Below are 25,784 nucleotides of genomic sequence, written 5' to 3'. Positions count from 1 at the left end.
CTAGCCCACTGCCTTGGCGGCGGCACGGCCCGCATTGCGGCCCGAGAACAGGCAGCCGCCCAGAAAGGTGCCTTCCAGCGAGCGATAGCCATGCACGCCGCCGCCACCGAAGCCGGCGGCCTCGCCGACGGCGTAAAGGCCGGGAATGACGCGGCCCTCCTCCCCGAACACGCGGGAGTCGAGATCGGTCTCGAAGCCGCCCAGCGTCTTGCGGGTGAGAATGTTGAGCTTCACGGCGATCAGCGGCCCATGCGCGGGATCGAGGATGCGGTGCGGAGAAGCGGTGCGGATCAACTTGTCGCCGATATAGCGGCGCGCATTGTGGATGTTCATGACCTGCGCATCCTTGACGTAGGGATTGGCGATCTCGCGGTCGCGCGCCTCGATCTGCATCCTGATGTGCTCGAGCTTGAGGAGATCGCTGCCGGCGAGCTTGTTCATGGCCGCAACGAGCTCATCGAGCTTGTCGCGGACAATGAAGTCGACACCATGGCTCTTGAACGCCTCCACCGGCGCCGGCGCGCCCTTGTTGGTGGCGCGGCGAAGCGTCATGCGCCAGCTCTTGCCGGTCAGGTCCGGGTTCTGCTCCGAGCCCGACAGCGCAAACTCTTTCTTGATGATGCTCTGGGTCAGGATGAACCAGGAATAGTCGTAGCCGGTCGACATGATGTATTTGAGCTGGCCGAGCGTGTCCGAGCCCGGGAATAGCGGCGCCGGCAGCCGCGTGCCTGTCGCGTCGAACCACATCGAGGAAGGACCCGGCAGGATGCGGATGCCGTGGCGCGGCCAGATCGGGTTCCAGTTCTGGATGCCCTCGACGTAGTGCCACATGCGGTCGCGGTTGATCAGCCGCGCGCCGGTCTTTTCCGTGATGCCGATCATGCGCCCGTCGACATGCTCGGGCACGCCGGAGATCATGAACTTCGGGGGCTCACCGAGCCGCTTCGGCCAGTTCTGCCGCACCAGCTCGTGGTTGCCGCCGATGCCGCCGGAGGCGACGATCACGGCCTGCGCCTTCAGTGCGAAGTCGCCGACCACGCTGCGCGAGGAGCTCTTGCCGCGCTCTGCATCATCGGGCGCAAGAACGACGCCGCTGACGCCATCCACGGTGCCATTGCTGATAGAGAGCGCATCGACGCGATGGCGGAATCTGAAGATCAATCGGCCGGTCTTGACAGCCTCGCGCGCGCGGTGCTCGAACGGCTCGACGATGCCCGGGCCGGTGCCCCAGGTGACGTGGAAGCGCGGCACCGAATTGCCGTGGCCCATCGCATCATAGCCGCCGCGCTCGGCCCAGCCGACCACGGGAAAGAAGCGATGGCCCATCGCGCGCAGCCAGCCGCGCTTCTCGCCGGCCGCGAAGGCCACGTAGGCTTCGGCCCATTGGCGCGGCCAGAAATCCTCGTCGCGGTCGAAGCCGGCGGTGCCGAGCCAGTCCTGCATGGCGAGCTCGTAGGAGTCCTTGATGCCGAGCCGGCGCTGCTCCGGCGAATCGACCAGGAACAATCCGCCGAACGACCAGAACGCCTGGCCACCGAGCGACTGCTCGCCTTCCTGGTCGACTACCATCACGCGCTTGCCCGCATCAGCGATCTCAGTGGCGGCAACGAGGCCCGACAGTCCCGCGCCGACGACGATGACGTCCGTTTCTTCAGCCATGCGTTTCCCCCTCCAAGTTCTTCTCCTCCCCAAGGGTTCCCCCCTGTAGTTGCCCGGATTGAAGCCAGCGGTTGCAACTGAGATCAAGGGTATGGCGCACAAGACCTCGTTAACTTGTTCCACTTTGGCATGGAGACCGGCCGGGTGCAGCGCGGACGCAACACTGGATTTGAATTTGTTTTGAGCCAGCAGGCCTGCCTAGACAAAACCTCGGTTACGACCGACGCTAGCCGTGCATCACCACCTGACACACAGATTCGAATTCGACTGGGGCGGGGGAAAATGAAGTTTCTGACGGGGTTGCTTGCGGCGGTTCTCTTGATCGCAGGCATGGGGGCTTCTCACGCGGTGGTTCGGATCGCGGACGACCGCGGCGGCCGGATCGGAACCTACGTCGACAAGTACCAGGACCTCAGGCAATCGGGCGAGACGGTCATCATCGATGGCCTCTGTGCCTCGGCCTGCACCATCGTCCTCGGTGCTATCCCGCACGACCGCATCTGCGTGACCTCGCATGCGACGCTGGGCTTCCACGCCGCCTGGGATTTCGGCGCCAACGGCCGCGCCATCACCAATCCCGAAGCGACCCAGATGCTGTACGCGATGTATCCCTCGCAGATCAGGCGCTGGATCGGCCAGCGGGGCGGCCTCACCCCGCGGATGCTCTTTCTGAGGGGCAAGCAGCTCCAGGCCATGTACAAGCCGTGCTACCTGGACGCGCAGGCCTCGACGACCAGGCCGTCGCGCCGGTCGCTCCCGCAAGCGGAGCCGCTCGAATCCGCCCGGGGCCAGCTCCTCCACTGACATCCACAGGCTGGCGGCGTTCCTTGGCGCCACCGCGGCGTCTTGCCTGCTGGCGACGCCTTGCTCGCAGCCGGCGCAAAGCCTATCTGAAAGCCAGGGAACCGGGGCCTTCGTCCCGATCGTTGTCATGGCTCAACCGCTGCACCCGGCACATCGGCTATCGGACAATTCGCCCACTGCCGGGGGGATGCCATCCGTGCTGCTGTGGGCGGGCGCTGCAATCGGCGGTCTCGCCGTGATCGGCGCGCTGGCGCTCTGGTTCCACTATGGCAGCCAGGTGTTCTTCGAAATGATTAGGACCGGCTTTGCCGCCTGCTTCTGACCTGCGACAGGAAGTTTTCCGCCCATGAGCTCCGCCACCCGTCCGCTGGTGATCGCGACCGCCTTCGCGGCAAGCCTCGTCGTCGGGCTCCTGATCATGTTCTGGGCTATGGGCGGGGTCGGCAAGGTGGCACAGCCGGCCGCGATCGGCGGCCCGTTCCAGCTGACCGACCAGAACGGCAAGGCCGTCACCGACAAGAGCCTGAAGGGCAAGCCGACCCTGATCTTCTTCGGCTACACCCATTGCCCCGACGTCTGCCCGACCTCGCTGTTCGAGATCTCGGAAGTGCTGCGCGCGCTGGGCAAGGACGCCGACAAGGTCAATGCCATCTTCATCTCGGTCGATCCCGAGCGCGACACGCAGGCCGCGATGAAGGATTACCTGTCGAGCTTCGATCCGCACCTCCAGGGCCTGTCCGGCGACCCCGCCGAGACCGCCAAGGTCATCTCCTCCTACCGGGTCTATGCCAAGAAGGTCCCGACCAAGGACGGCGACTACACGATGGACCACACCGCGCTGATCTACCTGATGGACCGCGAGGGCAGGTTCGTCTCGCCGTTCAATTTGAAGCGGACGCCGGAAGAGGCGGCGGTTGATTTGAAGCGGTATCTCTGAGCTTTACCCAGGCCACAATCGGCGCTCGCGTTCCCGGCGGGATGGTCTATAAGGCCCTCCGATCCCGACGAAATTCATTCCTTCGGCCGATGGCTCCATCGCAACAGGCGAAATCGCTCAAATCTGTCCGTGGCTTGCTGGCAGGGCTGGCTGTCGGCCTTTGCCTGCTCGGCGGCCTCACCGAGGCGAACGCGCAAGCCCCCGCCCAGCGGGCGCCGACGGCACCTCAGACCACCCCTCAGGCGGCGCCCCAGGCCGCCCCGCAGGCCGTGCCCGGGTTCTGGGACCCGCGCCGGCGCCCCGAACGGCCTGACCTGTCGCGCCTCACCGTGATCCGCTTCCTGACCGAGACCGATTATCCGCCGTTCAACTACACCGGTGCGGACGGCAACCCGGCCGGCTTCAACGTCGATTTTGCCCGCGCGCTCTGCGAGGAGATCAAGGTCACGTGCACGGTGCAGATGCGGCGTTTCGAGACGCTGGTCGATGCGCTCACCTCCAACCGGGGCGATGCCATCATCGCCTCCATGGCGGTGAGCCCGCAGCTGCGCGCCCGCGTCGACTTTACCGATCCCTATTACCGCGTGCCGGCGCGCTTCGTCTCGCGCAAAGATGCGGTGATGCCGGAGATCCGCCCCGAATATCTCGAGGGCAAGAAGGTCGGCGCCATCGCCGGCTCGGCGCACGAGGCGTATCTCAAGGCGATGTTCACCGACGCCGAGCTGCACGCCTACCCCAATGACGATGCGATGCGCGCAGCTCTGCGCAGGGGCGAGGTCGACTTCATCTTCGGCGACGCTATCTCGCTGGCGTTCTGGATCAACGGCACGGATTCGGCCGATTGCTGCGCCTTCTCCGGCGGCCCGTTCGTCGAGAGCCGTTTCTTCGGCGAGGGCATCGGCATCGCCGTGCGCAAGGGCAACGACGTGCTGCGCCAGGCCCTGAACTGGGCGATGTTCCGGATCTGGGAAAAAGGCCGCTACACCGATCTCTGGCTACGGTATTTCTCGGTCAGTCCGTTCTGACCTTTCGCCTCTCCGCCTGCAGCGGGAGTGCGGACGATCGCAGAGATCATCACGCGCGCGTCATACCCATTCACCACGCCTGAAATTCCCGGTCCCGCCCGCCCGCGAATTCCGCTATTGAAGGACGCGGCAATCGTTCCGTTCCTTCCGCGAGCATTCCGCGTTCGTCGATCCGTCTCGCCGGTGCGCAGGTTCAATGCAGCTTTACCTCCCGATCGCCGATATTCCGGTCAACGTCTTCCTGGTGCTCGCCATGGGCGCTGCGGTCGGCTTCGTCTCCGGCATGTTCGGCATCGGCGGCGGCTTCCTAATGACGCCGCTTTTGATCTTCATCGGCATCACGCCGGCGGTCGCGGTGGCCTCCGTGGCGAGCCACATCGCGGCCTCCTCCTTTTCCGGCGCCCTCTCCTATTGGCGGCGGCGTGCGATCGATCCGGCGCTGGCGAGCGTGTTGTTATGCGGCGGCGTGACCGGCACGACGCTCGGCGTCTGGACCTTCACCCAGCTGCGCGCGCTCGGCCAGCTCGACCTGATGATCGCGCTCTCCTACGTCGTGCTGCTCACCACGGTCGGCAGCCTGATGTTCTCGGAAGGATTGCGCGCCTTGATGCGGACCCGGCGCGGGGCGCTGCCGCCGCGCCGAAGCCATAACTGGATCCACGGCCTGCCGCTGAAGATGCGGTTCAAGCGCTCGAAGATCTATCTCTCGGTCATCCCCGTGGTGATCGTCGGCATCGTGATCGGTTTCATCGGCGCCATCATGGGTATAGGCGGCGGCTTCATCCTGGTGCCGATCATGATCTATCTCTTGAGGGTACCGACCTCGACGGTGATCGGGACCTCGATGGTTCTCACCGTCGTCACCATGCTGTTCGCGACCATGCTGCACGCGGCGACCAATCACCTCGTCGATGCCGTGCTGGCGCTGATCCTGATGGTCGGCGGCGTGACCGGCGCGCAGTTCGGCGCCCGTGCCGGCCAGAAGATCCGCGGCGAGCAGCTGCGACTGCTGCTGGGCTTGCTCATCCTCTCGGTCGGAATCCGCTTCGCGATCGAGCTGGTGATCCAGCCCTCCGATCTCTTCACCATCCGTGAGCTCGGAGTGAGCCGATGAGGCGCATGCTTCTAGCCATCGTCCTCGTCCTGCTGCTCGGCGGCGCTGCGCGGGCCGAGCGGCTGATTGTGTCGGTCTCGAATCACCGGGTCACGGTGACGCCGAACTATTCCGGCGAGGAGCTGGTGCTGTTCGGATCGGTCGAGAAGGATACGACGACGCCCGTCGACCGCACCGCCTACGATCTCGTCGTCACCGTGATGGGCCCGCGCGCCGACATGGTGACGCGGCGGAAGGAGCGCACCTTCGGCATCTGGATCAACACCGACTACCGCCAGTTCCTGCAGGTGCCGAGCTATCTCGCGCTGTTCGCCAACCGCCCGCTCGACGCCATCACCTCGCCCGAGATCGCGCGGCGGCAGCAGATCGGGCTCAACAACGTGCTGCTGACGCAGCGGGTCAGCGGCGACTTTGCCGACGTGGTGCCCAACGATGCGTTCCGCTCGGCCTTCATTCGCCTGCGCACCCAGCGCGGGCTCTACCGCGAAGACGGAAGCGCGGTCACGTTCCTGACGCCGACGCTGTTCCGCACCGGCATTCCGCTGCCCGCGGAGGTGCCGATCGGCACCTATGAGATCGAGATCAAGCTGTTCGCCAACGGCGCGTTCATCGGCAAGACCGAGACCGCGTTCGAGATCGTCAAGGTCGGCTTCGAGCAGTTCGTCGCCACCACCGCCCGCCAGAACGGCCTGATCTACGGCCTCGCCACCGTTGCGATGGCGCTGATGACGGGGTGGATGGCCTCGATCGTGTTCAGGAAGGACTAGCCCCCCGTCATTGCGAGCGCAGCGAAGCAATCCAGACTGCCTCCGCTGCGGCAGTCTGGATTGCTTCGTCGCAAGAGCTCCTCGCAATGACGATAGTGAACAGCGGGGCCTCCACCTACGCCGCCGCCTTCGCCGGCCGCGTCACCAGATAGATGCCGAGCGCGACCGGAATGATGCCGAGCAGGTCACGCGCCTCGATGTGCTCGCCGAGGACGAGGAATGCGAACAGCATGCCGAGCGGCGGCATCAGGAAATGATAGGCGCTGGCGGCGGTGGCGCCACACGTCTTCAAGAGATGAAACCAGAGCCAAGAAGCGATGATCGAGCCGCCGAGCACGAGAAAGGCGAAGGCGCCGATCAGGCTCGGCGTATAGTCGATCGCGTCGACGTCGGCGAAAATGAGCGCGACCGGTGTCAGCACGATGCCGGCCGCGAGGTTCTGCACGCCATTGCCGATCCACAGGGATCCCTTCGGCGCCAGCAGCTTGAACAGGATGGTGCCGGCCACGATGGAAGCGAGCGAGGCCAGCGTGAAGACGATGCCATGCAGCGAATCGGTGCCGACCGACAGGCGGTGCCAGACGATTGCGGTCACGCCGATGATGCCGAGCAAGAGGCCGCTCGCCTTGCGCCAGGTCATGCCTTCGCCGAGCAGAAGCGCGGCGAGCGCCGCCGTGAACACCGGATTGGCTGACACGATCAGGCCGCCGAGCCCGGCGGAGACCGATTGCAGGCCGGTGTAGCCGAGGCCGAGATAAAGCGCGTTGTTGGCGATGCCGAGCACGGCGAAGATCGCGACATCGCGCCACGACAAGGACCAGGCTTCGCCGCGGATCAACGTGGCGCTCAGGATCAAGATGCCCGCCAGCGAGAAGCGCGCCGCGAGCAGGATCAGCGGCGGGCAATGGGTGACGCCGATCTTGCCGGCGATGAAGGCGTAGCTCCAGAGCAGGCAGAACAGTCCGATCGCGAGCGGCAATGTGTTGAAGCGGCTGCGCGGGGCGGCAAGCGAGCTGGCGAGCGACATGAGGGCATTCTCGGATGTTTTCTTCTGCCCTCGATCTAGGGAGGCCGCTTGCCATTTGGAAATTAAATGATTAACTCACGCCCAGTGGATTTCTTAATGGAGGCGGCCATGCTCGATCTCGAGCTGCTGCGCAGCTTCGTCTCGGTGGTCGAGGCCGGCGGCTTCACCCGCGCCGGCGAGCGCGTCCACCGCACGCAATCGACCGTGAGCCAGCAGATCAAGCGGCTGGAGGAGGATGTCGGTCAGGTGCTGCTGCACCGCGACGGCAAGGACGTGCGCCCGACCGAGGCCGGCGAGCGGCTGCTGTCCTATGCGCGGCGATTGCTCTCGCTGGCCGAGGAGGCGCGCGACGTGCTGCGCCAGCCTGATAGCGAAGGCGCGATCCGGCTCGGCATCCCCGAGGACTTTGCCGCGTACCGGCTGGCAAAACTGCTGGGCGCGTTCTCGCGCTCGCATCCGGGATTGCGGCTGGACGTGCGCGCCGACCAGAGCAAGCATCTCGCCCGCGATCTCCAACGCGGCGAGCTCGACCTTGCGCTCTACAAGCGCGAGGCTGGCGCGAAGGACGCGATCGCGGTGTGGCCGGAGCGGGTGCACTGGGTCACCAGCAAGAGTCACCCGGTCGACGTCAACGTGCCGTCGGTGCCGCTGATCGGCTTTCCGCTCGGCTGCATCTACCGCGCCGGCGCCATCCACGCGCTGGAAACGGCCGGCCGCGCTTGGCACACCGCCTACACCTCATCGAGCCTCGCCGGCATTCAGGCCGCGGTCGCCGCCGGCATGGGCCTCAGCATCCTGTCGGAGATGGCGATCCAGACGGACCACCGCGTGCTGACGGCGAAGGACGGCTTTGCGCCGATCAACAAGACCGAGGTTGCACTGATGGCTTCGCCGGATGCGAGCCCGGCGACGCTGCGGCTTGCGGACCGTCTCGCGGAGTTTTGCGATGCGGTGCAGAGCAAGGCGGCTTGAGCTCGCCAAAGCTCCTACGGCTCTCAATTCGCTGCGGATATCAGCTTGTCGCCGCACGCGCTTGCGTAGAACTTGCCGCCGCATTGGCGCTTGATCGCAGCGCAGCGGGCTGCGGGCGACGCCTTCTGCGGCACTGTGAAGCCGCAGCTGAGGCCGTCGGCGCTGCGACCGGTCGTGCCGGCGGCAAACGCCGCACTGGTGGCGCTGATGCAGACGACGAGCAGGGCCGCAGTGGCGATTTCGATCAGCAGTCTCACGGTCCGCTTCTCCACACTGATGGCTGAATCTTTCGTAATCTAGCACCGAATCTGGGTTTCTCCGTGCTCCTCCGGGTTCCCAATTCGGCCCATTCCTTGCATAAATTTGCGCCAGCGCAGTGCACGGCCACGCGGGCGACAGTTCCGGTGCAAGGGCAGGACGCGTAGAGTTAAGAGTTGTTTCGACCTAGGAAGTAACGGCTTTGCAGGATTCATCGTTCCAGCCCAGTTATCCGGCCCCCGGGCAGCCCATCGACGAACTCGCGCTGGCCGAGATCAAGGGCGCAATCCTGGCAAAGCTGCGCCTTGCCATCGGCAAGGACGCTGGCATGGCGACCAGGCACGATTGGTACCAGGCCGCGGCGCTCGCGCTGCGCGACCGCATCGTGCATCGCTGGCTCACAGCCGAGAAGCACAGCTACGACGCGGGCCGCAAGCGGGTTTACTATCTCTCGCTCGAATTCCTGATCGGCCGGCTCTTCACCGACGCGCTCAACAACATGGGCCTGCTCAAGATCTTCGAGGTCGCGCTCGGCGATCTCGGCGTCTCGCTGCCGGAGCTGCGCAAATGCGAGCCGGATGCGGCGCTCGGCAATGGCGGCCTCGGCCGGCTCGCCGCCTGCTTCATGGAGAGCATGGCGACGCTGTCGATCCCCGCGATCGGCTACGGCATCCGCTACGATTACGGTCTGTTCCGCCAGATCATCAATCAAGGCTGGCAGCAGGAATATCCCGACGAATGGCTGAGCTTCGGCAATCCCTGGGAATTGCAGCGGCCCGAGGTGATCTACGACGTCAATTTCGGCGGCGGCGTCGAGCATGTCGACGACAAGGGCCGCGACCGCTCGATCTGGCATCCTGCTGAAACCGTGCAGGCGATCGCCTATGACACGCCGATCGTCGGCTGGCGCGGCCAGCACGTCAACGCGCTGCGGCTGTGGTCGGCGCGCTCGCCCGATCCGCTCAAGCTCGACGCCTTCAACAAAGGCGATTACGTCAGCGCCAGCGCCGAGCAGGCGCGCGCGGAGGCGATCTGCAAGTTCCTCTATCCGAACGACGAGAGCCCGGCGGGCCGCGAGCTGCGGCTGCGCCAGGAATATTTCTTCGTCTCCGCCTCGCTCCAGGACCTGGTGAAGCGGCATCTCGCCTCCGACGGCCAGCTGCGCAACCTCGCCGGCAAGGTCGCGGTGCAGCTCAACGACACCCATCCGAGCCTTGCCGTCACCGAGCTGATGCGCATCCTCGTCGACCTCCACAATTTCCGCTGGGACGAGGCCTGGAAGATCACGGTCGCCACCCTCTCCTACACCAACCACACGCTGCTGCCGGAGGCGCTGGAGACCTGGCCGGTCGAGCTGTTCGAGCGGCTGCTGCCGCGGCATCTGGAGATCATCTACCGCATCAACGTGCAGCATCTGGCGCTCGCCGAGGCGCGCTGCCCCGGCGACATCGACTTCCGCGCCTCGGTCTCGCTGATCGACGAGAAGAGCGGCCGCCGCGTGCGCATGGGCCAGCTCGCCTTCGTCGGCTCGCACCGCATCAACGGGGTCTCGGCGATGCATTCGGACCTGATGCGCGAGACCGTGTTCCACGACCTCAACCATCTCTATCCCGGACGGATCACCAACAAGACCAACGGCATCACCTTCCGACGCTGGCTGATGCTGGCGAACCCGAAGCTGACCGATTTGTTGCGCGAGAGCTGCGGCGATTCCGTGCTCGACGATCCGACCCAGCTCTCGCTGATCGAGGCGCGCGCCAGCGACGTCGAGTTCCAGAAGAAGTTCCGCAGCGTCAAGCACCACAACAAGGCCCAGCTCGCCCGCCTGATCGGCGAACGGCTCGGCATCAGGGTCGACCCGGGCGCATTGTTCGACGTGCAGATCAAGCGCATCCACGAATACAAGCGCCAGCTGCTCAACGTCATCGAGACGGTCGCGCTCTACCAGGCGATCAAGGACGAGCCCAACGGCAATTGGGTGCCGCGGGTGAAGATCTTCGCCGGCAAGGCGGCCGCGAGCTATCGCTACGCCAAGCTGATCATCAAGCTGATCAACGACGTCGCCGAGATCGTCAACAACGATCCCGCGATCGGCGGCAAGCTCAAGGTCGTGTTCCTGCCCGACTACAATGTCAGCCTCGCCGAGGTGATCATTCCCGCCGCCGATCTGTCCGAGCAGATCTCGACCGCGGGCATGGAAGCCTCCGGCACCGGCAACATGAAGCTGGCGCTGAACGGGGCCATCACCATCGGCACGCTCGACGGCGCCAATATCGAGATCCGCGACCATGTCGGCACCGAGAACATCGCGATCTTCGGCATGGAAGCCGGCGACGTGATGATCCGCCGCAAGCAGGGGCTGGATGCTTCCGACGTGATCCGCCGGTCGCCGAAGCTGCAGCGTGCCATCAACGCGATCGGCGCCGGCGAATTCTCGCCCGGCGACCCCGGCCGATTCGAATCCATCGCGCATGCGCTGCGCTATCTCGACCATTACATGGTCAGCGCCGATTTCGATTCCTACTACGAGGCGCAGCGCGCGGTCGATGCGCGCTGGCAGGTGGCGCCGGCCTGGACCCGCGCCTCGATCCTCAATGTCGCGCGCATGGCCTGGTTCTCGTCCGACCGCACCATCCGCGAATATGCCGAGGAGATCTGGAACGTGCCGGTCAATCCGACCACGCCGCTGCTGCCGAACCTGCGCGACGCCGCGGGCTGATTTTTCCGTGGCGTGGAAGCGGCGTTACCTGCGAGGTTATTGCATCCTTCGCGAGGGATGATGATATGATCGTCATCATCCCCTAAGCGGCGTTGTGACACGACGCCGCAACCTCAACCGCCGTCATTGCGAGCGCAGCGAAGCAATCCAGAATCTTTCCGCAGAGACAGTCCGGATTGCTTCGCTGCGCTCGCAATGACGGCTGTGGAGGCATCGAGGACCAACAATGCACGCCAAGCTCCCGCACCCGTTTGACGAGGCCACGCGCGTCACCGCCGGTGACTCGAGCTGGCAGGGACACACCAGCGACGATTACTGGGCCTTTGTCGGCCCGTTCGGCGGCGCCACCGCCGCGACCATTTTGCGGGCGCTGATCGAGCATCCGCAAGCCGCCGGCGATCCGCTCGCGCTCACCGTTAATTATTGCGCGCCGATCGCCAAGGGTCTGTTCGATCTCGACGTGCGCCTCGTCAAGGCCAACCGCTCCAGCCAGCACTGGAGCGTCGAGCTTAGCCAAGGCGGCGGCGAGGTCGCAACGCTCGCCACCGCCGTGTTCGCCGAACGCCGTCCGTCCTGGGAGCACAGGGTAGCGCAATATCCGGACGCCAAGCCGTTCGAGGAGACGCTGCCATTCCCGAAGATCTCGGCATCCTGGGCCAACCAGTACGAATTCCGCTTCGTCGAGGGCGAGATGCGGATCGGCCCGCCGCAAGCCGAGCCCGCCAGCACCTACTCGAAGATCTGGATCAGCGACCGCACGCCGCGCAAGCTCGACATGCTGTCGCTGATGTCGATGTCAGACGCCTTCTTCGGCCGCATCTTCCATGCCCGGCGCGAGCTGGTGCCGTTCGGCACGGTGTCGCTGACGACCTATTTCCACACCGACGCCGAGGAGCTCGCGGCTGAGGACATCACGCGCGTGCTCGCGACGGCGGATTCGAAGATCATGCACAAGAGCTACGCCGACCAGAACGCCGAGCTGTGGTCGCCGAACGGCCGGCTGCTCGCGACCACGACGCAGATCGCGTATTTCAAGGCGTAGCTGCTTCCGCGAACGCGTCATTGCGAGCGCAGCGAAGCAATCCAGAGATCTTTCCGCGGAGGCGGTCTGGATTGCTTCGTCGCAAGGGCTCCTCGCAATGACGGTGGAGGGATCTCGCCACAAGCAAAAAAGGGCGGCCGCGAGGCCGCCCTCTTCGCATCCAAGACCGAGCGACCTTACTCCGCCGCCAGCTTCACATCCGGGGCAGCCGCGCGCACCTCGGCGTCCACCTGTGCTTCGAACTTGGCAAAATTCTTCTGGAACATGCCGACCAGCGCACGGGCGGTCTTGTCGAACTCGTCCTTGTCCTTCCAGGTGTTGACCGGGTTGAGGATCTCGGCCGGCACGCCCGGCAGCGCGGTCGGGACCGCAAAACCGAAATACTTGTCGGTGCGGAATTCGACGTTGCGAAGCGAGCCGTCGAGCGCGGCGGTGAGCAGCGCGCGCGTCACCTTGATCGGCATGCGGCTGCCGACGCCATACTTGCCGCCGGTCCAGCCCGTGTTGACCAGCCAGCAATCGACATTGTGCTGGGCGATGAGGTCGCGCAGCATGTTGCCGTAGACGGATGGATCGAGCGGCAGGAAGGGCGAGCCGAAGCACGTCGAGAATTCCGGCTGCGGCTCGTTGCCGAGGCCGCGCTCGGTGCCGGCGACCTTGGCGGTGTAGCCGGACAGGAAGTGATACATCGCCTGCGCCGGGGAGAGCTTGGCGATCGGCGGCAGCACGCCGAAGGCGTCGGCGGCCAGCATCACCACGTTCTTCGGCTGCGGCGCGCGGCCGGTGCGCGAGGCGTTCGGGATGAAGTCGAGCGGATAGGCCGAACGCGTGTTCTCGGTCTTGGAGCCGTCGTCGAAATCGACGACGCGGGTGTCCTCATCGAGCACGCAGTTCTCGAGCACCGCGCCGAAGCGGGTCGAGGCGGCATAGATCTCAGGTTCGGCTTCCTTCGACAGCTTGATGCACTTGGCGTAGCAGCCGCCTTCGAAATTGAAGACGCCGTTCGGGCCCCAGCCGTGCTCGTCGTCGCCGATCAGGGTGCGGTTGGGATCGGCCGACAGCGTCGTCTTGCCGGTGCCCGACAGGCCGAAGAAGATCGCGGTGTCGCCCTTGGCGCCGACATTCGCCGAGCAGTGCATTGGCATCACACCGCGCTCGGGCAGATAATAATTCAGCGTCGTGAAGACCGACTTCTTCATCTCGCCGGCATAATAAGACCCGCCGATCAGGACGATCTTGCGGGCGAAATCGATCGCGACCACGTTCTCCGAGCGGCAGCCATGGCGTTTAGGATCGGCGCGGAAGCTCGGCATGTCGATGATGGTGAGCTCCGGCACGAAGGTCGACAGCTCGATCGCCTCGGGGCGGATCAGCAGCGTGCGGATGAACAGCGAGTGCCAGGCAAGCTCGGTGAAGACGCGCGTCTTGATCCGGTAGGCCGGGTCGGCGCCGCCATAGAGGTCCTGCGCGAACAGGCGCTTGCCTTCGGCGTGCTTGAGGAAATCCTGGTAGAGCGTCTCGAATTGCTCTGCGGTGATCGACTGGTTGCCGGCCCACCACATCTTCTTGTCGGTGGTGGCGTCGCGCACCGTGAACTTGTCCTTCGGACTGCGCCCGGTGAACTCGCCGGTGTCGGCGCAGAGCGCGCCGTCGGCGGAGAGCACCGCCTCACCCGCTGCCAGCGAGTATTGATATAGTTGTGGCGCACCCAGATTCCAGTGAACCTGCTTGAGATTCTTTAAGCCGAATTTGTCGGCGCCGAAGGCACCGTTGCGCACGCCCGTCTCTTGCACGAAGAAATCCTCCTAGAACCCGCGACATCAAGCGCGGCCAAGTTTGGCGCCGTCGCGATCACCGTGAATATGGGCCGTTCGGCCTCGGCTGAACGACCTAATAATGATGAACGCCGGCGTTGCCAAGCTGATCCCGCAGGATTTGGTTTATTCAAGGACCGCGCCAAACGCCGCGCATGTCAGCTCTGAAAGGCCGCATCGAGAAAGTGCGGATGATCGCGCAACCAAATGCACATCTGCGCGTTATGTCCGGTTATTGCGACGCACAATCACTGCGTCAACACCCCTATCTTACCTCGCCCTCTCCGATCAACGCGAACGGTCCCCACATCGCGGGATAAGCGTTGCGCGGCGACGAGGCGTCGTCGAGATAGGTTAACATCGCGCGGCGCAAGGCTTCGGCGCGGCCGAGCTTCGGTTCGTTCTTGAGCAGCTCGAACGTCGATGTGGTCAAGCGGGTCGCAGCCTCCGAATCCACGGCCCAATGCGACACCAGGAGCGCGCGGGCACCTGCGTAGAAGAACGAGCGCGCCAATCCCGACAACGCCTCGGCACCGGGCTTGTCGCCCGCGATGGTGTTGCAGGCGGACAGCACAACCCAATCGGCATTGAGCTTGAGCTGGGCCACTTCGCTCGCGGTGAGAAGACCATCGTCGAGCTCCGTCGGCTGGTCGGGGATGGAGAGCGCCAGCGAGGGCTCCCCCAATCCCTTGACGTCGCCGGCGACAAGGCCGTGGGTGGCAAAGTAGATGATGCCGTATTGGGCAAGCGCTGCACGCTTGAGCGTCGTTTCGCTGGCGTCGCGGCCGAGATGGATGTCAGCCTCGGCAGCGCCGACGTCCCTCGCCACCGCGTTCAATTCGTCGGCGGTATCGGGCAGCTGCGGCAGCGCCTGGGCCAGCCGCGCACGATCCACGCCCGCGCCGCGCCAGAAGTCGGCATAGGCGATCGTCGCGATGCTGCGTGCGACGACCTTGCCGTTCGCGGCACGCCGGTCGGCAGGCCCTTCGGCTGCAGGGTTGAACACGGGATCGCCGAAACCGGTCATCGGCTTGACGCTTTGATCCCTGCGGGCAAAAGCGCGCAGCGATTTCAGGCTGATCACCGACGGCAGGACCGAAACGGCCTGACGCCGCAGCAGCCAGGCAGCACTCCGATAGCCCTCGAGCCGGTCCGGGATCGCAGCCTGTGGCTTCTCCGTGACCAGCAGATGAAACGGCAATGCGGTCAATGCCGCCGACGGCACAACCAGCAGGTTGCGCTTGTCCTTGGTCAGCGCCTCAACCGGGCCGAGCAGCGCGACATAGAGCTCGTTGGCAAGACCGAGGTCGAACAATCCCGATTTGCCGGATGCATCGCGCGCCTTGCCGACATCGAGCCCCCTGCGGAAAGCCGTGACCTTCTGTGCGACCGCGTCCGCTCCGAGCGGAATCTCCTTCCAGTCGACGCTCTCGCGGGTGATCGCGACGACATAGCTCCGCCTGTCGACGACGGAATAGACCATCATCGCCTCGTCGGACGCCAGCAGCGGCTGGATGTCCTTGACGGTCAGCGGCAGCGGGTTGGACAGCGAGGAATAGTCGGGAAACTCGACGGCGAGCGTCTTCTGCAATCCGTTGCGCGCGCCCGCGATCGCCGCGATCCGCACGCGGCTGCGCTGCTCGGCCGCGACGTCGCGCTGCGCCGATGGCTTCGACACTGCAGCGATGATCGCCTTGTCGAGCGCTTCGGACTCGGCCGCGAGATCCTGATCCTTGCGCACGAGCTCGGCGAGCCGGTCGCTGCCGGCGGCGAGCCGCACCGCGAGCTTGTTCACGGCAGAAGCGGCAGAGGATTGCGTGCCGCGCTGGATCGCAGCGAGCGCATCGTCGAGCGCCTTCTCGCTCGAAAGCAGCGATTGCTGCCGTGCCGCGAACAGGATCGGCAGCACGACGCGCAGCTGCGCACGATTGGCCGCGAGCGTCTTTTGCGCCAACGCCAAGGCGTCCGCCGTCCGTCCCGTCGCCTGCAGAAAATCGGCAAGATTGCTCGTCGAGGTCGCGACATCAGGGTGATCAGGCCCGAGCGCACGCTCGCGGATCGCCAGCGCGCGGCGGTACAGCGGCTCGGCATCGGCATAGCGTTGCTGGTGCTGATACAGCCCGGCGAGGTTGTTGAGCGAGCGCGCGACGTCGGGGTGTTCAGGCCCCAGCACCTTTTCGCGGATCGCGAGCGAGCGCTTGATCGGCGCCTCGGCATCGGCGTCGCGATTGAGGTCGCGCTCAACCTGTCCGATGTTGTTCAGGACCGTGGCGACCGCGGGATGCTCGGGACCGGCAGCCTTCTGATAGATCGCGAGCGCACGGCGGAACAGTGGCTCGGCATCGGCCGGACGCTGCTGCTTGGCGTAGAGCGTGGCGATATTGTTGAGGGATTGACCGACGTCGGGATGCTCGCGCGGCAGCGCCTTCTCGCGCACGGCAAGTGCACGCTTGAACAGCGGCTCGGCCTCTGCGAAGCGACCCTGCCGCTGATAGAGCGCGGCAAGATTGGTCAGCTCGGCCGCAACCAGGGCGTTGTCGGAGCCAAGCGATCTTTCCATGAGTGCGATCGCGCGCTTGTAGAGCGGCTCAGCCAGATCGTCCCGACCCTGACCGGCATGGACCTGGCCGAGATTGTTCAACGCGGCCGAGAGATCGCGGCCGTTGTCCTTCTCCAGGCTGGCGACCATCGCCTGCGCCAACGGCAGCGCTTCCGAATATTTTCCGGCACCGATGAGCGCGTTGAGCCGCGCGCTCTCCGCGGCGAGACCTTTCTGCGGAAGGGCTGGCGTGGCGAGCAAGGTGGTGATGGCGATCGCGAGAGCCGCCGTCCATGCCAAACGTTGACGCGTCATGACCCCTCTCGCTGCGAGCCCGAAAACCATCACGGTCATGGGTCGCGGCGATCGGCAGCCGCGTTCAAGCGGTTGCGCCCTGGTCCACCTGCGTGCGCGCTTCGCCAGCGAGACGGACCAGCATCTTGCGTAGCGCCGTGCCGTCCGTCACCCGCTCCGGGAAGTCCAGCCGCAGCGTGGCCTGGCCGACCTGCATGTCGAGGCCTTCAGGATCACAGCCGGTACAGCGCCAGTCGCCCTCGGCGGCGCCGAGCAGCTTCGATGCATAGAGATTGAGGGCGTCGCGATGGTCGGCGTTCATGTGCTCGACGGCGCCCTCCTCCGCCGCCAGCAGGTCCTCGGCGCCGGTGAGGTCCGTCAGGAATTGCTCCGGCTTGAGGTCGACGATCCGGCCGAAGCCGGCGACCAGATGGGTTCCCGTGGGCCGGATTCGGAAGAAGGAGAAATCCTTAAAGGAAACAAAGCCTTCTGCCGAGGGATGAGCACTCAGATACCGTCGCTGGAGCAGATCCTTGTCGGAATCGGCCTCCTCGGCCCGGCCGGACAGCATGATCCGGGCGCCTTCGAGGGGATCGCCGGCCGCGCGCTCGTCCAGCATCAGCGAAACCCTGGAGTCCGCGAGGACGTTCTTGGTGTGCACGGCAAGGCGCGAGATCAGCAGGATCGGCGAGCCGTCGGGATGGCTGGCCAGATTGACCAGGGAACAATAGGGATCGCCGCTGCCGACCATCAGCGTCGCCAGAGCCCCCTGCCGGGACCGCCTCAGCAGCGATTTGGCGAGCTTTGCGGGGTCGAAATTGGGGCTCGGTTGCATTGGCTTTCTCGGCTCAGGTGGTTGCAAGGAGGGCCTTTTTTCGGGTAAACGAGGGCCCGGTTATGGGTCGAGATGCGGCGAATCTGCCGTGTTTCGTGGAACTTGGTCACACTTCAGCCCAGCTTGCATTGCTCGGTGACAAGGTTCGAACGCCACTTCGGCACCCATGTATGCGGCGCATCACTGATTGCTCGCCGTTTCAAGCCACGACCCAAACGGAAAGCAGAAAGCAGAGAGGCTCATGCCCACAATCGCTTTGGTCGACGACGACCGCAACATTCTCACATCCGTCTCGATCGCGCTGGAAGCCGAAGGCTACCGTATCATGACCTACACCGACGGCGCTTCCGCGCTCGACGGTTTCCGTACCACCCAGCCCGATCTCGCCATCCTCGACATCAAGATGCCGCGCATGGACGGCATGGAGACGCTGCGCCGTCTCAGGCAAAAGTCCGACCTGCCGGTGATCTTCCTCACCTCCAAGGACGAGGAGATCGACGAGCTGTTCGGCCTCAAGATGGGCGCCGACGACTTCATCCGCAAACCGTTCTCGCAGCGTCTGCTGGTCGAGCGCGTCAAGGCGGTGCTGCGGCGCTCGGCGCCGAAGGATCCGACCGTCGCGCCGAAGGAGAACGACGCCAAGGCGCTCGACCGCGGGCTGCTGCGGATGGACCCCGAGCGCCATACCTGCACCTGGAAGAACGAGCCGGTGACGCTGACCGTGACCGAATTCCTGATCCTGCAGGCGCTCGCGACCCGGCCCGGCGTGGTGAAGAGCCGCAACGCGCTGATGGACGCCGCCTATGACGACCAGGTCTATGTCGACGACCGCACCATCGACAGCCACATCAAGCGGCTGCGCAAGAAGTTCAAGGTGGTCGACAACGAGTTCGAGATGATCGAGACGCTCTACGGCGTCGGCTACCGTTTCAAGGAAGCCTGAGGGCGCCCCCCTCCACGGCGATCGAGAGCATCTCCGGTTCTCGTTCCATCGGGACGAGGATCGCTCTAGGATGCGGGGACCTTCGCACGGGCCGTCCTAACGCGGGCGTAAGCATTGCTTGACCGAACGCAGCCTGACCCTAACCAGAGCGCCGGGGATATCGCATCCGACGGCGTTCAGGAGCACGTTGCCGACAACAAGCCGCAGGGCTTCCGGCCGCTGAACTGGCTGAAACGCGCCGGGCAGTTCTTCTTCGCGCTGTCCTTCTCGAGCCTGACCCGCCGCATCGTCTCGCTCAACCTCGCCGGCCTCGTCGCGCTTGTGGCGAGCATCCTGTACCTGTCGCAATTCCGTGCCGGCCTGATCGACGCCCGCGCCCAGAGCCTCCTGGTCCAGGCCGAGATCATCGCCGGCGCGATCGCGGCCTCTGCCACGGTGCAGACCAACGCCATCACCATCGATCCCGACCGGCTGCTCGACCTCAAGCCGGGCGAGACCTATGGCGGCTCGGACGAGTATTCGCCGCTGGACTTCCCGATCAATCCGGAGCGCGTCGCGCCGGTGCTGCGCACCTTGATCTCGCCGACCAAGACGCGCGCCCGCATCTACGATCCGAACGGCAGCCTGCTGCTCGACAGCCGCAACCTCGAAAACGTTCTGCGCTTTCCGCTGCCGCCGCCGGCCGAGCAACCCGGCATCATCGAGCGTGGCAAGGTCGCGGTGCGCACCTGGCTGAACCGCGGCGACCTGCCGCTCTATCGCGAGCTCGGGCCCGAGAACGGCAACGGCTATGCCGAAGTGGGCGACGCTCTGCAGGGCCAGAAACGCTCGATGGTGCGGGTCAACGCACGCGGCGAGGTGATCGTCTCGGTGGCGGTCCCCGTGCTGCGCTCGCGCGCGATCCACGGCGCCTTGATGCTGTCGACGCAAGGGGACGACATCGACCAGATGGTCACCGCCGAGCGCCTCGCCATCCTGAAGGTCGGCGGCGTCGCCGCCGCCGTCATGATCATGCTGTCACTGCTGCTGGCGAGCACGATCGCAGGTCCAGTGCGCCGGCTCGCCGACAGCGCCGAACGCGTCCGCCGCCGCATCAAGGCCCGCATCGAGATTCCCGATTTCACCCGCCGCCGCGACGAGATCGGCCACCTCTCCGGCGCGCTGCGCGACATGACCAGCGCGCTCTACAGCCGCATCGAGGCGATCGAGATGTTCGCCGCCGACGTTGCCCATGAATTGAAGAACCCGCTGACCTCGCTGCGCTCGGCGGTCGAGACGCTGCCGCTGGCGCGCAACGAGAACAGCCGCGCGCGCCTGCTCGAGGTGATCGAGCACGACGTCAAGCGGCTCGACCGGCTGATCTCCGACATCTCCGACGCCAGCCGCCTCGATGCCGAGCTGCAGCGCCAGGATGCGATCCCGGTCGATTTGCGCCGGCTGCTGACGACGCTGGTGTCCGTCGCCAACGAAACCAAGCTCGGCCACGACGTCGCGGTCGAAACGCGCTTCGAGGGCCGCAGCCCGACCGACACCTTCGCCGTGAGCGGCCACGATTCCCGGCTCGGACAGGTCGTATCCAACCTGCTCTCCAACGCGCAATCCTTCTCCGAACGCGGCAGCAAGGTGCGCCTCACCTGCCGCCGCGTTCGCTCCGAGATCGAGATCGTCGTCGACGACGACGGCCCCGGCATTCGCGAGGACGCGCTGGAGCGCATCTTCGAGCGCTTCTACACCGACCGCCCGCATCAGGGCTTTGGCCAGAACTCCGGCCTCGGCCTGTCGATCTCCAAGCAGATCGTCGACGCCCATGGCGGACGGATCTGGGCGGAGAACCGCCCTGGCCCGCCGGACGCCGACGGCACTCCGACAATTGCCGGTGCGCGCTTCGTGGTGAGGCTGCCGGCGCTATGAACGAAGGCGGGCCCAGCGTTCACGCCTCTGCCGTCAAGGTCGGGCCTTACGCCGTGCTGATCCGCGGGCCCTCGGGGTCCGGCAAGTCGCGGCTTGCCTTCGATCTGATCATGGCGGGGCGCTCGGGCGTCGTGGAAAGCGCCGTTCTGGTCGGTGACGACCGTGTCCATCTGGCGACACTCGGCCACGAAATTGAGGTCCGCCCCGCGCCTCGCCTGGCGGGCCTGATCGAGATCCGGGGCCTCGGCATCCGCCGCTGCGACTTCGTGGAGCATGCGACCGTCCGTCTCGTGGTCGATCTGGCCGCAGCCGACGCGGAGCGCCTGCCGCCGGCCGAAGCCCTGAAAACCAGCATTTTTGGTGTCGAAATACCGCGAATCCCGGTTGCCCGTGACTATTCGCCCCTTCCCCTGGTTGTTGCGGCCTTAACCACTACCAAGAGTTCATCTTCCGTTAACCCTTCAGGCGATTGTTTGAAGGGAAATGGTAACCATATGAACCCCACTATCGCGACCGAATAGACCGGCGCAGCTCCCCTCATCCATCCGTCTAGATTCAGGGAGATACGCAACATCCCCTCTTGCGCGGGGGCTCTGGATGGTCAAAGTGGCGCGTTCGTGCGGTGCACCAAAAGCGCCCGCGAGGAGTTTTCCGATGATTGGTCTAGTACTTGTGACCCACGGGCGCCTTGCCGACGAATTCAAGGCAGCGCTTGAGCATGTCATGGGCCCACAAAAGCAAATCGAAGCGATCACGATCGGCGCCGAAGATGATTCCGATCTCTGCCGAAGCGACATCATCGAGGCGGTGAACCGCGTCGATTCCGGCGACGGAGTTGCGATCCTCACCGACATGTTCGGCGGCACGCCGTCGAACCTGGCAATATCCTGCATGAGCCGGCCCAAGGTCGAAGTGCTCGCGGGCATCAACCTGCCCATGCTGGTCAAGCTTGCCAAGGTGCGCGAGGAGCGACCGCTCCCCGACGCGATCGCGATGGCGCAGGAAGCCGGCCGCAAATACGTCACCATCGCCAGCCGCGTCCTCGCCGGCAAATGAGCGAGGAGGCGCCACAACCCGCGAGCGGCGTGCCCGCGGGCGCGATCTCCAAGGATCTCCTGATCATCAACAAGCGCGGCCTGCACGCCCGCGCCTCGGCGAAATTCGTCCAGGCCGTCGAGCGCTTCGATGCGCAGGTGTGGGTGACGCGCGGCGGCGAGACCGTCGGCGGCACCTCGATCATGGGCTTGATGATGCTCGCCGCGGGTCCCGGCACGACGATCACGGTGGCGGCTGCAGGGACCGACGCCGAAGCCGCGCTCGCGGCGATCACGGAGCTCGTTGAAAGCAAGTTCAACGAGGAAGGGGTTTAGGCCCTTCTCTCGCCACGCGGCCAGGTGCGCTCCCTCGCCCCGTACTTGCGGGAGAGGTGAAGAAATCACTTCCCCGGCGGCGCGAAGTAGATGTTCCAGCTCATCGACGGGCCGGCCTTGCCGCCCGTGAAGCGGCGCGTGGTCATCACGATGCGTTCGGCGTTGGGCGCGACGTCCGACACCCACCTCTCGAACTTGGGCAGGCGGTCGTCGGTCGGGTCGAACACGCCGATGAAGCCGTACTTCCTGGCGTCGTCGCGCGAGGTCAGTCCGGAATCCCAGGCCTCCAACGGCAGCAGCGCGGACGGATGATCCGGGCTGTACAACACCAGCGGCTGGATCTGCTCCATCGTGCCGGCAACGACGGCCCAGCGCGAGCCGAAGCGGGTGTGCCAGGCCTGGGTCAATTCGCGCGCGAGCTCCGAGCGCGCGCCATAGATCTGGGCATTGCCGGCATTGGCCGCCATCTCGCGCGCGGCGATCCAGGGCGAAGCGGCGAGCGTCGCGGCGCTGAGCACGAGCCAGATCGCGGCGATGTTGAACAGCGCGGCGCTCTGCACGCGCAGCGTCGGGATCGCGACCAGTGCGAGCGGCACCAGGAAGAACAGCGAGATGCCCCAATCCGTCTTCATGTAGATGCTGAAGGCGAGCGCGCCGAGCGGCGGGCCGACTGCGACGATGACCTGGACGATCCAGACATTCAGCGCCTGCGAGACATTGACCCCTGCATTGGCGCCACGCGCCCAGGCGCGCGTGACGATGCGCGACGGCGTAGCCTGCAGCAATCTGCCCCATGGCGGCACCAGCGCCATGGCCAGCGCCGCGAGCGCCACCGGCAATGCCAGCAGCGCGAAGTTGTGCAGCACATAGCCCGCGACCAGCTGATGCAGCTGGGCCTTGTCCTGAAGGCTGTAGGTGTCGCCGGCATAGGTCAGCGGCACGAAATGCGCATCCGCCAGCCAGACGAGGTGCGGGATCATCGCCGCGACCATCGTGGCAATCGCGACCCACGGCGCGGGCGACGACAGGAAGCGCAACCGGTCGGGATGGATCAGCGCGGCGAGGCCGATCGCGCCGATCATGGTCAGCACCCAATATTTGGTCATCAGCGCCAGCGCGCCGGCAAGCCCGAGCAGGATTCCGGATTGCCAGCTCCGCTTCTCGAAGGCGTTGAGATAAGCGAGCACCAGGAGCGGCAGCGTGACGAGCTGCAGCAGGTCCGGGTTGTACTTGAAGCCCTTGAAATTGAAGATCGGGTAGAGCGCGATCATCACCACGACCAGGAACGCGCGGCGCGCATCCACCACGCGCAAGGCGATCAGCCAGCAGATCACCATGCCGACGCTCACCGTCGTCATCGCCAGCGCATAGGTCGCCCAGTCCGCCGCCGGGAGCGCCCTGAACCAGAGGCCGGCCACCCAGCCCGACAACGGCGGGTGCTTGCCATAGCCCCAGAGGAATTTCTGTCCCCAGCCCCAGGCTTCTGCGACGTCCATATGAACGTCCTGCGCCGCCTTAAGATTGATCAGGATGAAGGTCCAGAGCACCGCATGCAGGATGGCAAATTGAATCACCAGCCACAGGCGCGCCTCGGGGCGGACCGCACAGGCAACCAGGAAGGCCTGGAAGCGGTTGTAACTCAAGCGGGCCTTTGCCCGCGCTCCGGCAGTGGGAAGAGAGGTCGTGGACATGGCCGTGCGTAGCGCGTTTTGGCCCGTCATGGAATCAGCTTGACGTGAACAAAGGCCCTGAAAATACAGCAATATGGTTGCCGCACGGGGATGTGAGTGGTATCCCGCGCCCATGACGACCGTCCCTATTTCCAACATCCGCAATTTCTCCATCGTCGCCCATATCGACCATGGCAAATCGACGCTGGCCGACCGCCTGATCCAGATGACCGGCGGCCTCTCCGACCGCGAGATGGCGGGCAAAGAGCAGGTGCTCGATTCCATGGACATCGAGCGCGAGCGCGGCATCACGATCAAGGCGCAGACGGTGCGCCTCGCCTACCGCGCCAAGGACGGCAAGGACTACATCTTCAACCTGATGGACACGCCCGGCCATGTCGACTTCGCTTACGAGGTCTCGCGGTCGCTGGCGGCCTGCGAGGGTTCCCTGCTCGTGGTCGACGCCAGCCAGGGCGTCGAGGCGCAGACGCTCGCCAACGTCTACCAGGCGCTCGACAACAATCACGAGATCGTCCCGGTCCTGAACAAGGTCGACCTGCCCGCGGCGGAGCCCGAGAAGGTCAAGCAGCAGATCGAGGACGTCATCGGCATCGACGCCTCGGACGCGGTGATGATCTCGGCCAAGACCGGCCTCGGCATTCCTGATGTGCTGGAAGCCATCGTCACCCGCCTGCCGCCGCCGAAGGGCGACCGCGACGCGACCTTGAAGGCGCTCTTGGTCGACAGCTGGTACGACGTCTATCTCGGCGTCGTCGTGCTGGTGCGCATCGTCGATGGCACGATGAAGAAGGGCCAGCGCGTGCGCATGATGGGCACGGGCGCGGCCTATGACGTCGAGCGCGTCGGCTTCTTCACGCCGAAGATGCAGCAGGTCGAGGAGCTCGGCCCCGGCGAGATCGGCTTCATCACCGCCGCGATCAAGGAGGTCGCCGACACCCGCGTCGGCGACACCATCACCGACGACAGGAAGCCGGTCGCCGAGATGCTGCCGGGCTTCAAGCCGGCGATCCCGGTGGTGTTCTGCGGCCTGTTCCCGGTCGACGCCGACGATTTCGAGACGCTGCGCGCGGCGATGGGCAAGCTGCGCCTCAACGACGCCAGCTTCTCCTTCGAGATGGAGACGTCGGCCGCGCTCGGCTTCGGCTTCCGCTGCGGCTTCCTCGGACTTCTCCACCTCGAGATCATTCAGGAGCGCCTGTCGCGCGAATTCGATCTCAACCTGATCGCGACCGCGCCGAGCGTGATCTACAAGATGAAGCTCACCGACGGCCAGGAGATCGAGATCCACAATCCCGTCGACATGCCCGACGTGGTCAAGATTGCCGAGATCGACGAGCCCTGGATCGAGGCGACGATCCTAACGCCCGACGAATATCTCGGCAGCGTCTTGAAGCTGTGCCAGGACCGCCGCGGCGCGCAGAAGGAGCTCACTTACGTCGGCTCCCGCGCCATGGTGAAATACGACCTGCCGCTCAACGAGGTCGTGTTCGACTTCTACGACCGCCTCAAATCGGTCTCCAAGGGCTACGCCTCGTTCGACTATCATCTCACCGACTACAAGCCGGCCGATCTCGTCAAGATGCAGATCCTGGTCAATGCCGAGCCGGTCGATGCGCTCTCGATGCTGGTCCACCGCACCCGCGCGGAAGGGCGCGGCCGCGCCATGGTCGAGAAGATGAAGGAGCTGATCCCGCCGCACATGTTCCAGATCCCGATCCAGGCGGCGATCGGCGGCAAGGTGATCGCGCGCGAGACGGTGCGCGCGCTGCGCAAGGACGTCACCGCGAAATGCTACGGCGGCGACATCACGCGTAAACGAAAACTTCTGGAGAAGCAGAAGGAGGGCAAGAAGAAGATGCGGCAGTTCGGCAAGGTCGACATCCCGCAGGAAGCTTTCATCGCCGCACTGAAGGTCGACAGCTGAGGCGAGGCTCAGGTCTCCGGGGGCCGACAAAACAAAACTGCGAAAACAACCCCATGCACAGTAGCCGCCGCCTTGGCGACACTGCAATTTTTCGATTTTACGAAGTCGGTTTGACCCGTCGGGCAAAACAGGGGTATAG

Annotated in this window: 22 protein-coding genes; 15 read left to right on the top strand and 7 right to left on the bottom strand. The window is 65.2% G+C overall.

Translation table 11 applies throughout. The features are described 5' to 3' along the window. On the bottom strand, window positions 1-1,659 hold the full coding sequence (locus tag I6F17_RS20815) for an FAD-binding dehydrogenase (RefSeq protein WP_225124307.1): 1,659 nt from the start codon (window positions 1,657-1,659) through the stop codon (window positions 1-3). 282 nt (window positions 1,660-1,941) lie between these two features. Between I6F17_RS20815 and I6F17_RS20810 the strand changes: the two genes are divergently transcribed. The 6 genes from I6F17_RS20810 (at window position 1,942) to I6F17_RS20785 (ending at window position 6,306) form a co-directional block, all read left to right on the top strand. Beyond that, window positions 1,942-2,463, top strand: coding sequence for a hypothetical protein (locus I6F17_RS20810; RefSeq protein WP_036041816.1), 522 nt, complete (start codon window positions 1,942-1,944; stop codon window positions 2,461-2,463). 127 nt (window positions 2,464-2,590) lie between these two features. Then, on the top strand, window positions 2,591-2,785 hold the full coding sequence (locus tag I6F17_RS20805; RefSeq protein WP_036041818.1) for a hypothetical protein: 195 nt from the start codon (window positions 2,591-2,593) through the stop codon (window positions 2,783-2,785). Between the two features lie 24 nt (window positions 2,786-2,809). Beyond that, entirely contained in the window at window positions 2,810-3,400 is a 591-nt protein-coding gene (locus I6F17_RS20800; RefSeq protein WP_036041820.1) for an SCO family protein, read from the top strand. An 89-nt stretch (window positions 3,401-3,489) separates the two neighbouring features. Further along, on the top strand, window positions 3,490-4,425 hold the full coding sequence (locus I6F17_RS20795) for a transporter substrate-binding domain-containing protein (protein ID WP_036041821.1): 936 nt from the start codon (window positions 3,490-3,492) through the stop codon (window positions 4,423-4,425). 196 nt (window positions 4,426-4,621) lie between these two features. Next, complete coding sequence (locus I6F17_RS20790) at window positions 4,622-5,539, top strand: sulfite exporter TauE/SafE family protein (RefSeq protein ID WP_225190443.1); 918 nt, start codon at window positions 4,622-4,624, stop codon at window positions 5,537-5,539. Next, window positions 5,536-6,306: a TIGR02186 family protein gene (locus I6F17_RS20785; protein ID WP_225131006.1), complete on the top strand. Its 771-nt coding sequence runs from the start codon at window positions 5,536-5,538 to the stop codon at window positions 6,304-6,306. Before I6F17_RS20790 ends, I6F17_RS20785 begins: the two co-directional genes overlap by 4 nt. A 115-nt stretch (window positions 6,307-6,421) precedes the next feature. Here I6F17_RS20785 and I6F17_RS20780 read toward each other — a convergent pair whose 3' ends face one another. Further along, window positions 6,422-7,333, bottom strand: a complete 912-nt coding sequence (locus I6F17_RS20780) for a DMT family transporter (protein ID WP_225131005.1) — start codon at window positions 7,331-7,333, stop codon at window positions 6,422-6,424. Between the two features lie 108 nt (window positions 7,334-7,441). On the opposite strand from I6F17_RS20780, the gene I6F17_RS20775 reads away from it, so the two are divergent. Continuing rightward, window positions 7,442-8,305: a LysR substrate-binding domain-containing protein gene (locus I6F17_RS20775; RefSeq protein WP_036041864.1), complete on the top strand. Its 864-nt coding sequence runs from the start codon at window positions 7,442-7,444 to the stop codon at window positions 8,303-8,305. A 23-nt stretch (window positions 8,306-8,328) separates the two neighbouring features. Here the strand turns inward: I6F17_RS20775 and I6F17_RS20770 are convergent, their stop codons facing one another. Next, window positions 8,329-8,562 (bottom strand): hypothetical protein, encoded by a 234-nt coding sequence (locus I6F17_RS20770; protein ID WP_036014169.1) that lies wholly within the window; start codon window positions 8,560-8,562, stop codon window positions 8,329-8,331. A 203-nt stretch (window positions 8,563-8,765) separates the two neighbouring features. Here I6F17_RS20770 and I6F17_RS20765 point away from each other — a divergent pair, with 203 nt between their 5' ends. Then, a complete protein-coding gene (locus I6F17_RS20765; protein ID WP_225131003.1) occupies window positions 8,766-11,282 on the top strand; it encodes a glycogen/starch/alpha-glucan phosphorylase in 2,517 nt (838 codons plus the stop codon). A gap of 226 nt (window positions 11,283-11,508) precedes the next feature. After that, window positions 11,509-12,324 carry a thioesterase family protein gene (locus tag I6F17_RS20760; protein WP_225131001.1) on the top strand — a complete coding sequence of 272 codons (816 nt, stop codon included), beginning with the start codon at window positions 11,509-11,511 and terminating at the stop codon, window positions 12,322-12,324. A gap of 176 nt (window positions 12,325-12,500) precedes the next feature. On the opposite strand, the gene I6F17_RS20755 is transcribed toward I6F17_RS20760, so the two are convergent. From I6F17_RS20755 to I6F17_RS20745, 3 genes are all read right to left on the bottom strand, one after another. Beyond that, on the bottom strand, window positions 12,501-14,117 hold the full coding sequence (locus I6F17_RS20755) for a phosphoenolpyruvate carboxykinase (RefSeq protein ID WP_036041829.1): 1,617 nt from the start codon (window positions 14,115-14,117) through the stop codon (window positions 12,501-12,503). 286 nt (window positions 14,118-14,403) lie between these two features. Then, window positions 14,404-16,992 (bottom strand): CHAT domain-containing tetratricopeptide repeat protein, encoded by a 2,589-nt coding sequence (locus I6F17_RS20750; protein ID WP_225130999.1) that lies wholly within the window; start codon window positions 16,990-16,992, stop codon window positions 14,404-14,406. 64 nt (window positions 16,993-17,056) lie between these two features. Next, window positions 17,057-17,806 carry a DUF2470 domain-containing protein gene (locus tag I6F17_RS20745; protein WP_225130997.1) on the bottom strand — a complete coding sequence of 250 codons (750 nt, stop codon included), beginning with the start codon at window positions 17,804-17,806 and terminating at the stop codon, window positions 17,057-17,059. 241 nt (window positions 17,807-18,047) lie between these two features. On the opposite strand from I6F17_RS20745, the gene I6F17_RS20740 reads away from it, so the two are divergent. The 5 genes from I6F17_RS20740 to I6F17_RS20720 all read left to right on the top strand — a co-directional run bounded on the left by I6F17_RS20740 (window position 18,048) and on the right by I6F17_RS20720 (window position 22,030). Further along, window positions 18,048-18,749, top strand: coding sequence for a response regulator transcription factor (locus I6F17_RS20740; RefSeq protein ID WP_008542552.1), 702 nt, complete (start codon window positions 18,048-18,050; stop codon window positions 18,747-18,749). A 114-nt stretch (window positions 18,750-18,863) separates the two neighbouring features. Further along, the gene (locus I6F17_RS20735; protein WP_225130995.1) at window positions 18,864-20,660 is read left to right on the top strand and encodes a sensor histidine kinase; all 1,797 of its coding nucleotides are present in this window, start codon (window positions 18,864-18,866) and stop codon (window positions 20,658-20,660) included. After that, a complete protein-coding gene (locus tag I6F17_RS20730; RefSeq protein WP_036041836.1) occupies window positions 20,657-21,181 on the top strand; it encodes an HPr kinase/phosphatase C-terminal domain-containing protein in 525 nt (174 codons plus the stop codon). Before I6F17_RS20735 ends, I6F17_RS20730 begins: the two co-directional genes overlap by 4 nt. A 133-nt stretch (window positions 21,182-21,314) precedes the next feature. After that, the gene (locus I6F17_RS20725; RefSeq protein ID WP_007597752.1) at window positions 21,315-21,716 is read left to right on the top strand and encodes a PTS sugar transporter subunit IIA; all 402 of its coding nucleotides are present in this window, start codon (window positions 21,315-21,317) and stop codon (window positions 21,714-21,716) included. After that, window positions 21,713-22,030, top strand: a complete 318-nt coding sequence (locus tag I6F17_RS20720; RefSeq protein WP_225130994.1) for an HPr family phosphocarrier protein — start codon at window positions 21,713-21,715, stop codon at window positions 22,028-22,030. Before I6F17_RS20725 ends, I6F17_RS20720 begins: the two co-directional genes overlap by 4 nt. A 65-nt stretch (window positions 22,031-22,095) precedes the next feature. Here the strand turns inward: I6F17_RS20720 and I6F17_RS20715 are convergent, their stop codons facing one another. Then, a complete protein-coding gene (locus I6F17_RS20715) occupies window positions 22,096-23,721 on the bottom strand; it encodes a glycosyltransferase family 39 protein (protein ID WP_225130993.1) in 1,626 nt (541 codons plus the stop codon). Window positions 23,722-23,833: 112 nt separating this feature from the next. Here I6F17_RS20715 and lepA point away from each other — a divergent pair, with 112 nt between their 5' ends. Then, window positions 23,834-25,645 (top strand): translation elongation factor 4, encoded by a 1,812-nt coding sequence (gene lepA / locus I6F17_RS20710; protein WP_036041840.1) that lies wholly within the window; start codon window positions 23,834-23,836, stop codon window positions 25,643-25,645. The last annotated feature ends 139 nt before the right edge of the window (window positions 25,646-25,784 follow it).

It is taken from the genome of Bradyrhizobium sp. NBAIM18, assembly GCF_020193825.1.
Lineage (GTDB): Bacteria > Pseudomonadota > Alphaproteobacteria > Rhizobiales > Xanthobacteraceae > Bradyrhizobium > Bradyrhizobium yuanmingense.
The sequence above is the reverse complement of the archived record's forward strand: the minus strand, read 5'-3'. Positions and strand labels throughout refer to the sequence as shown.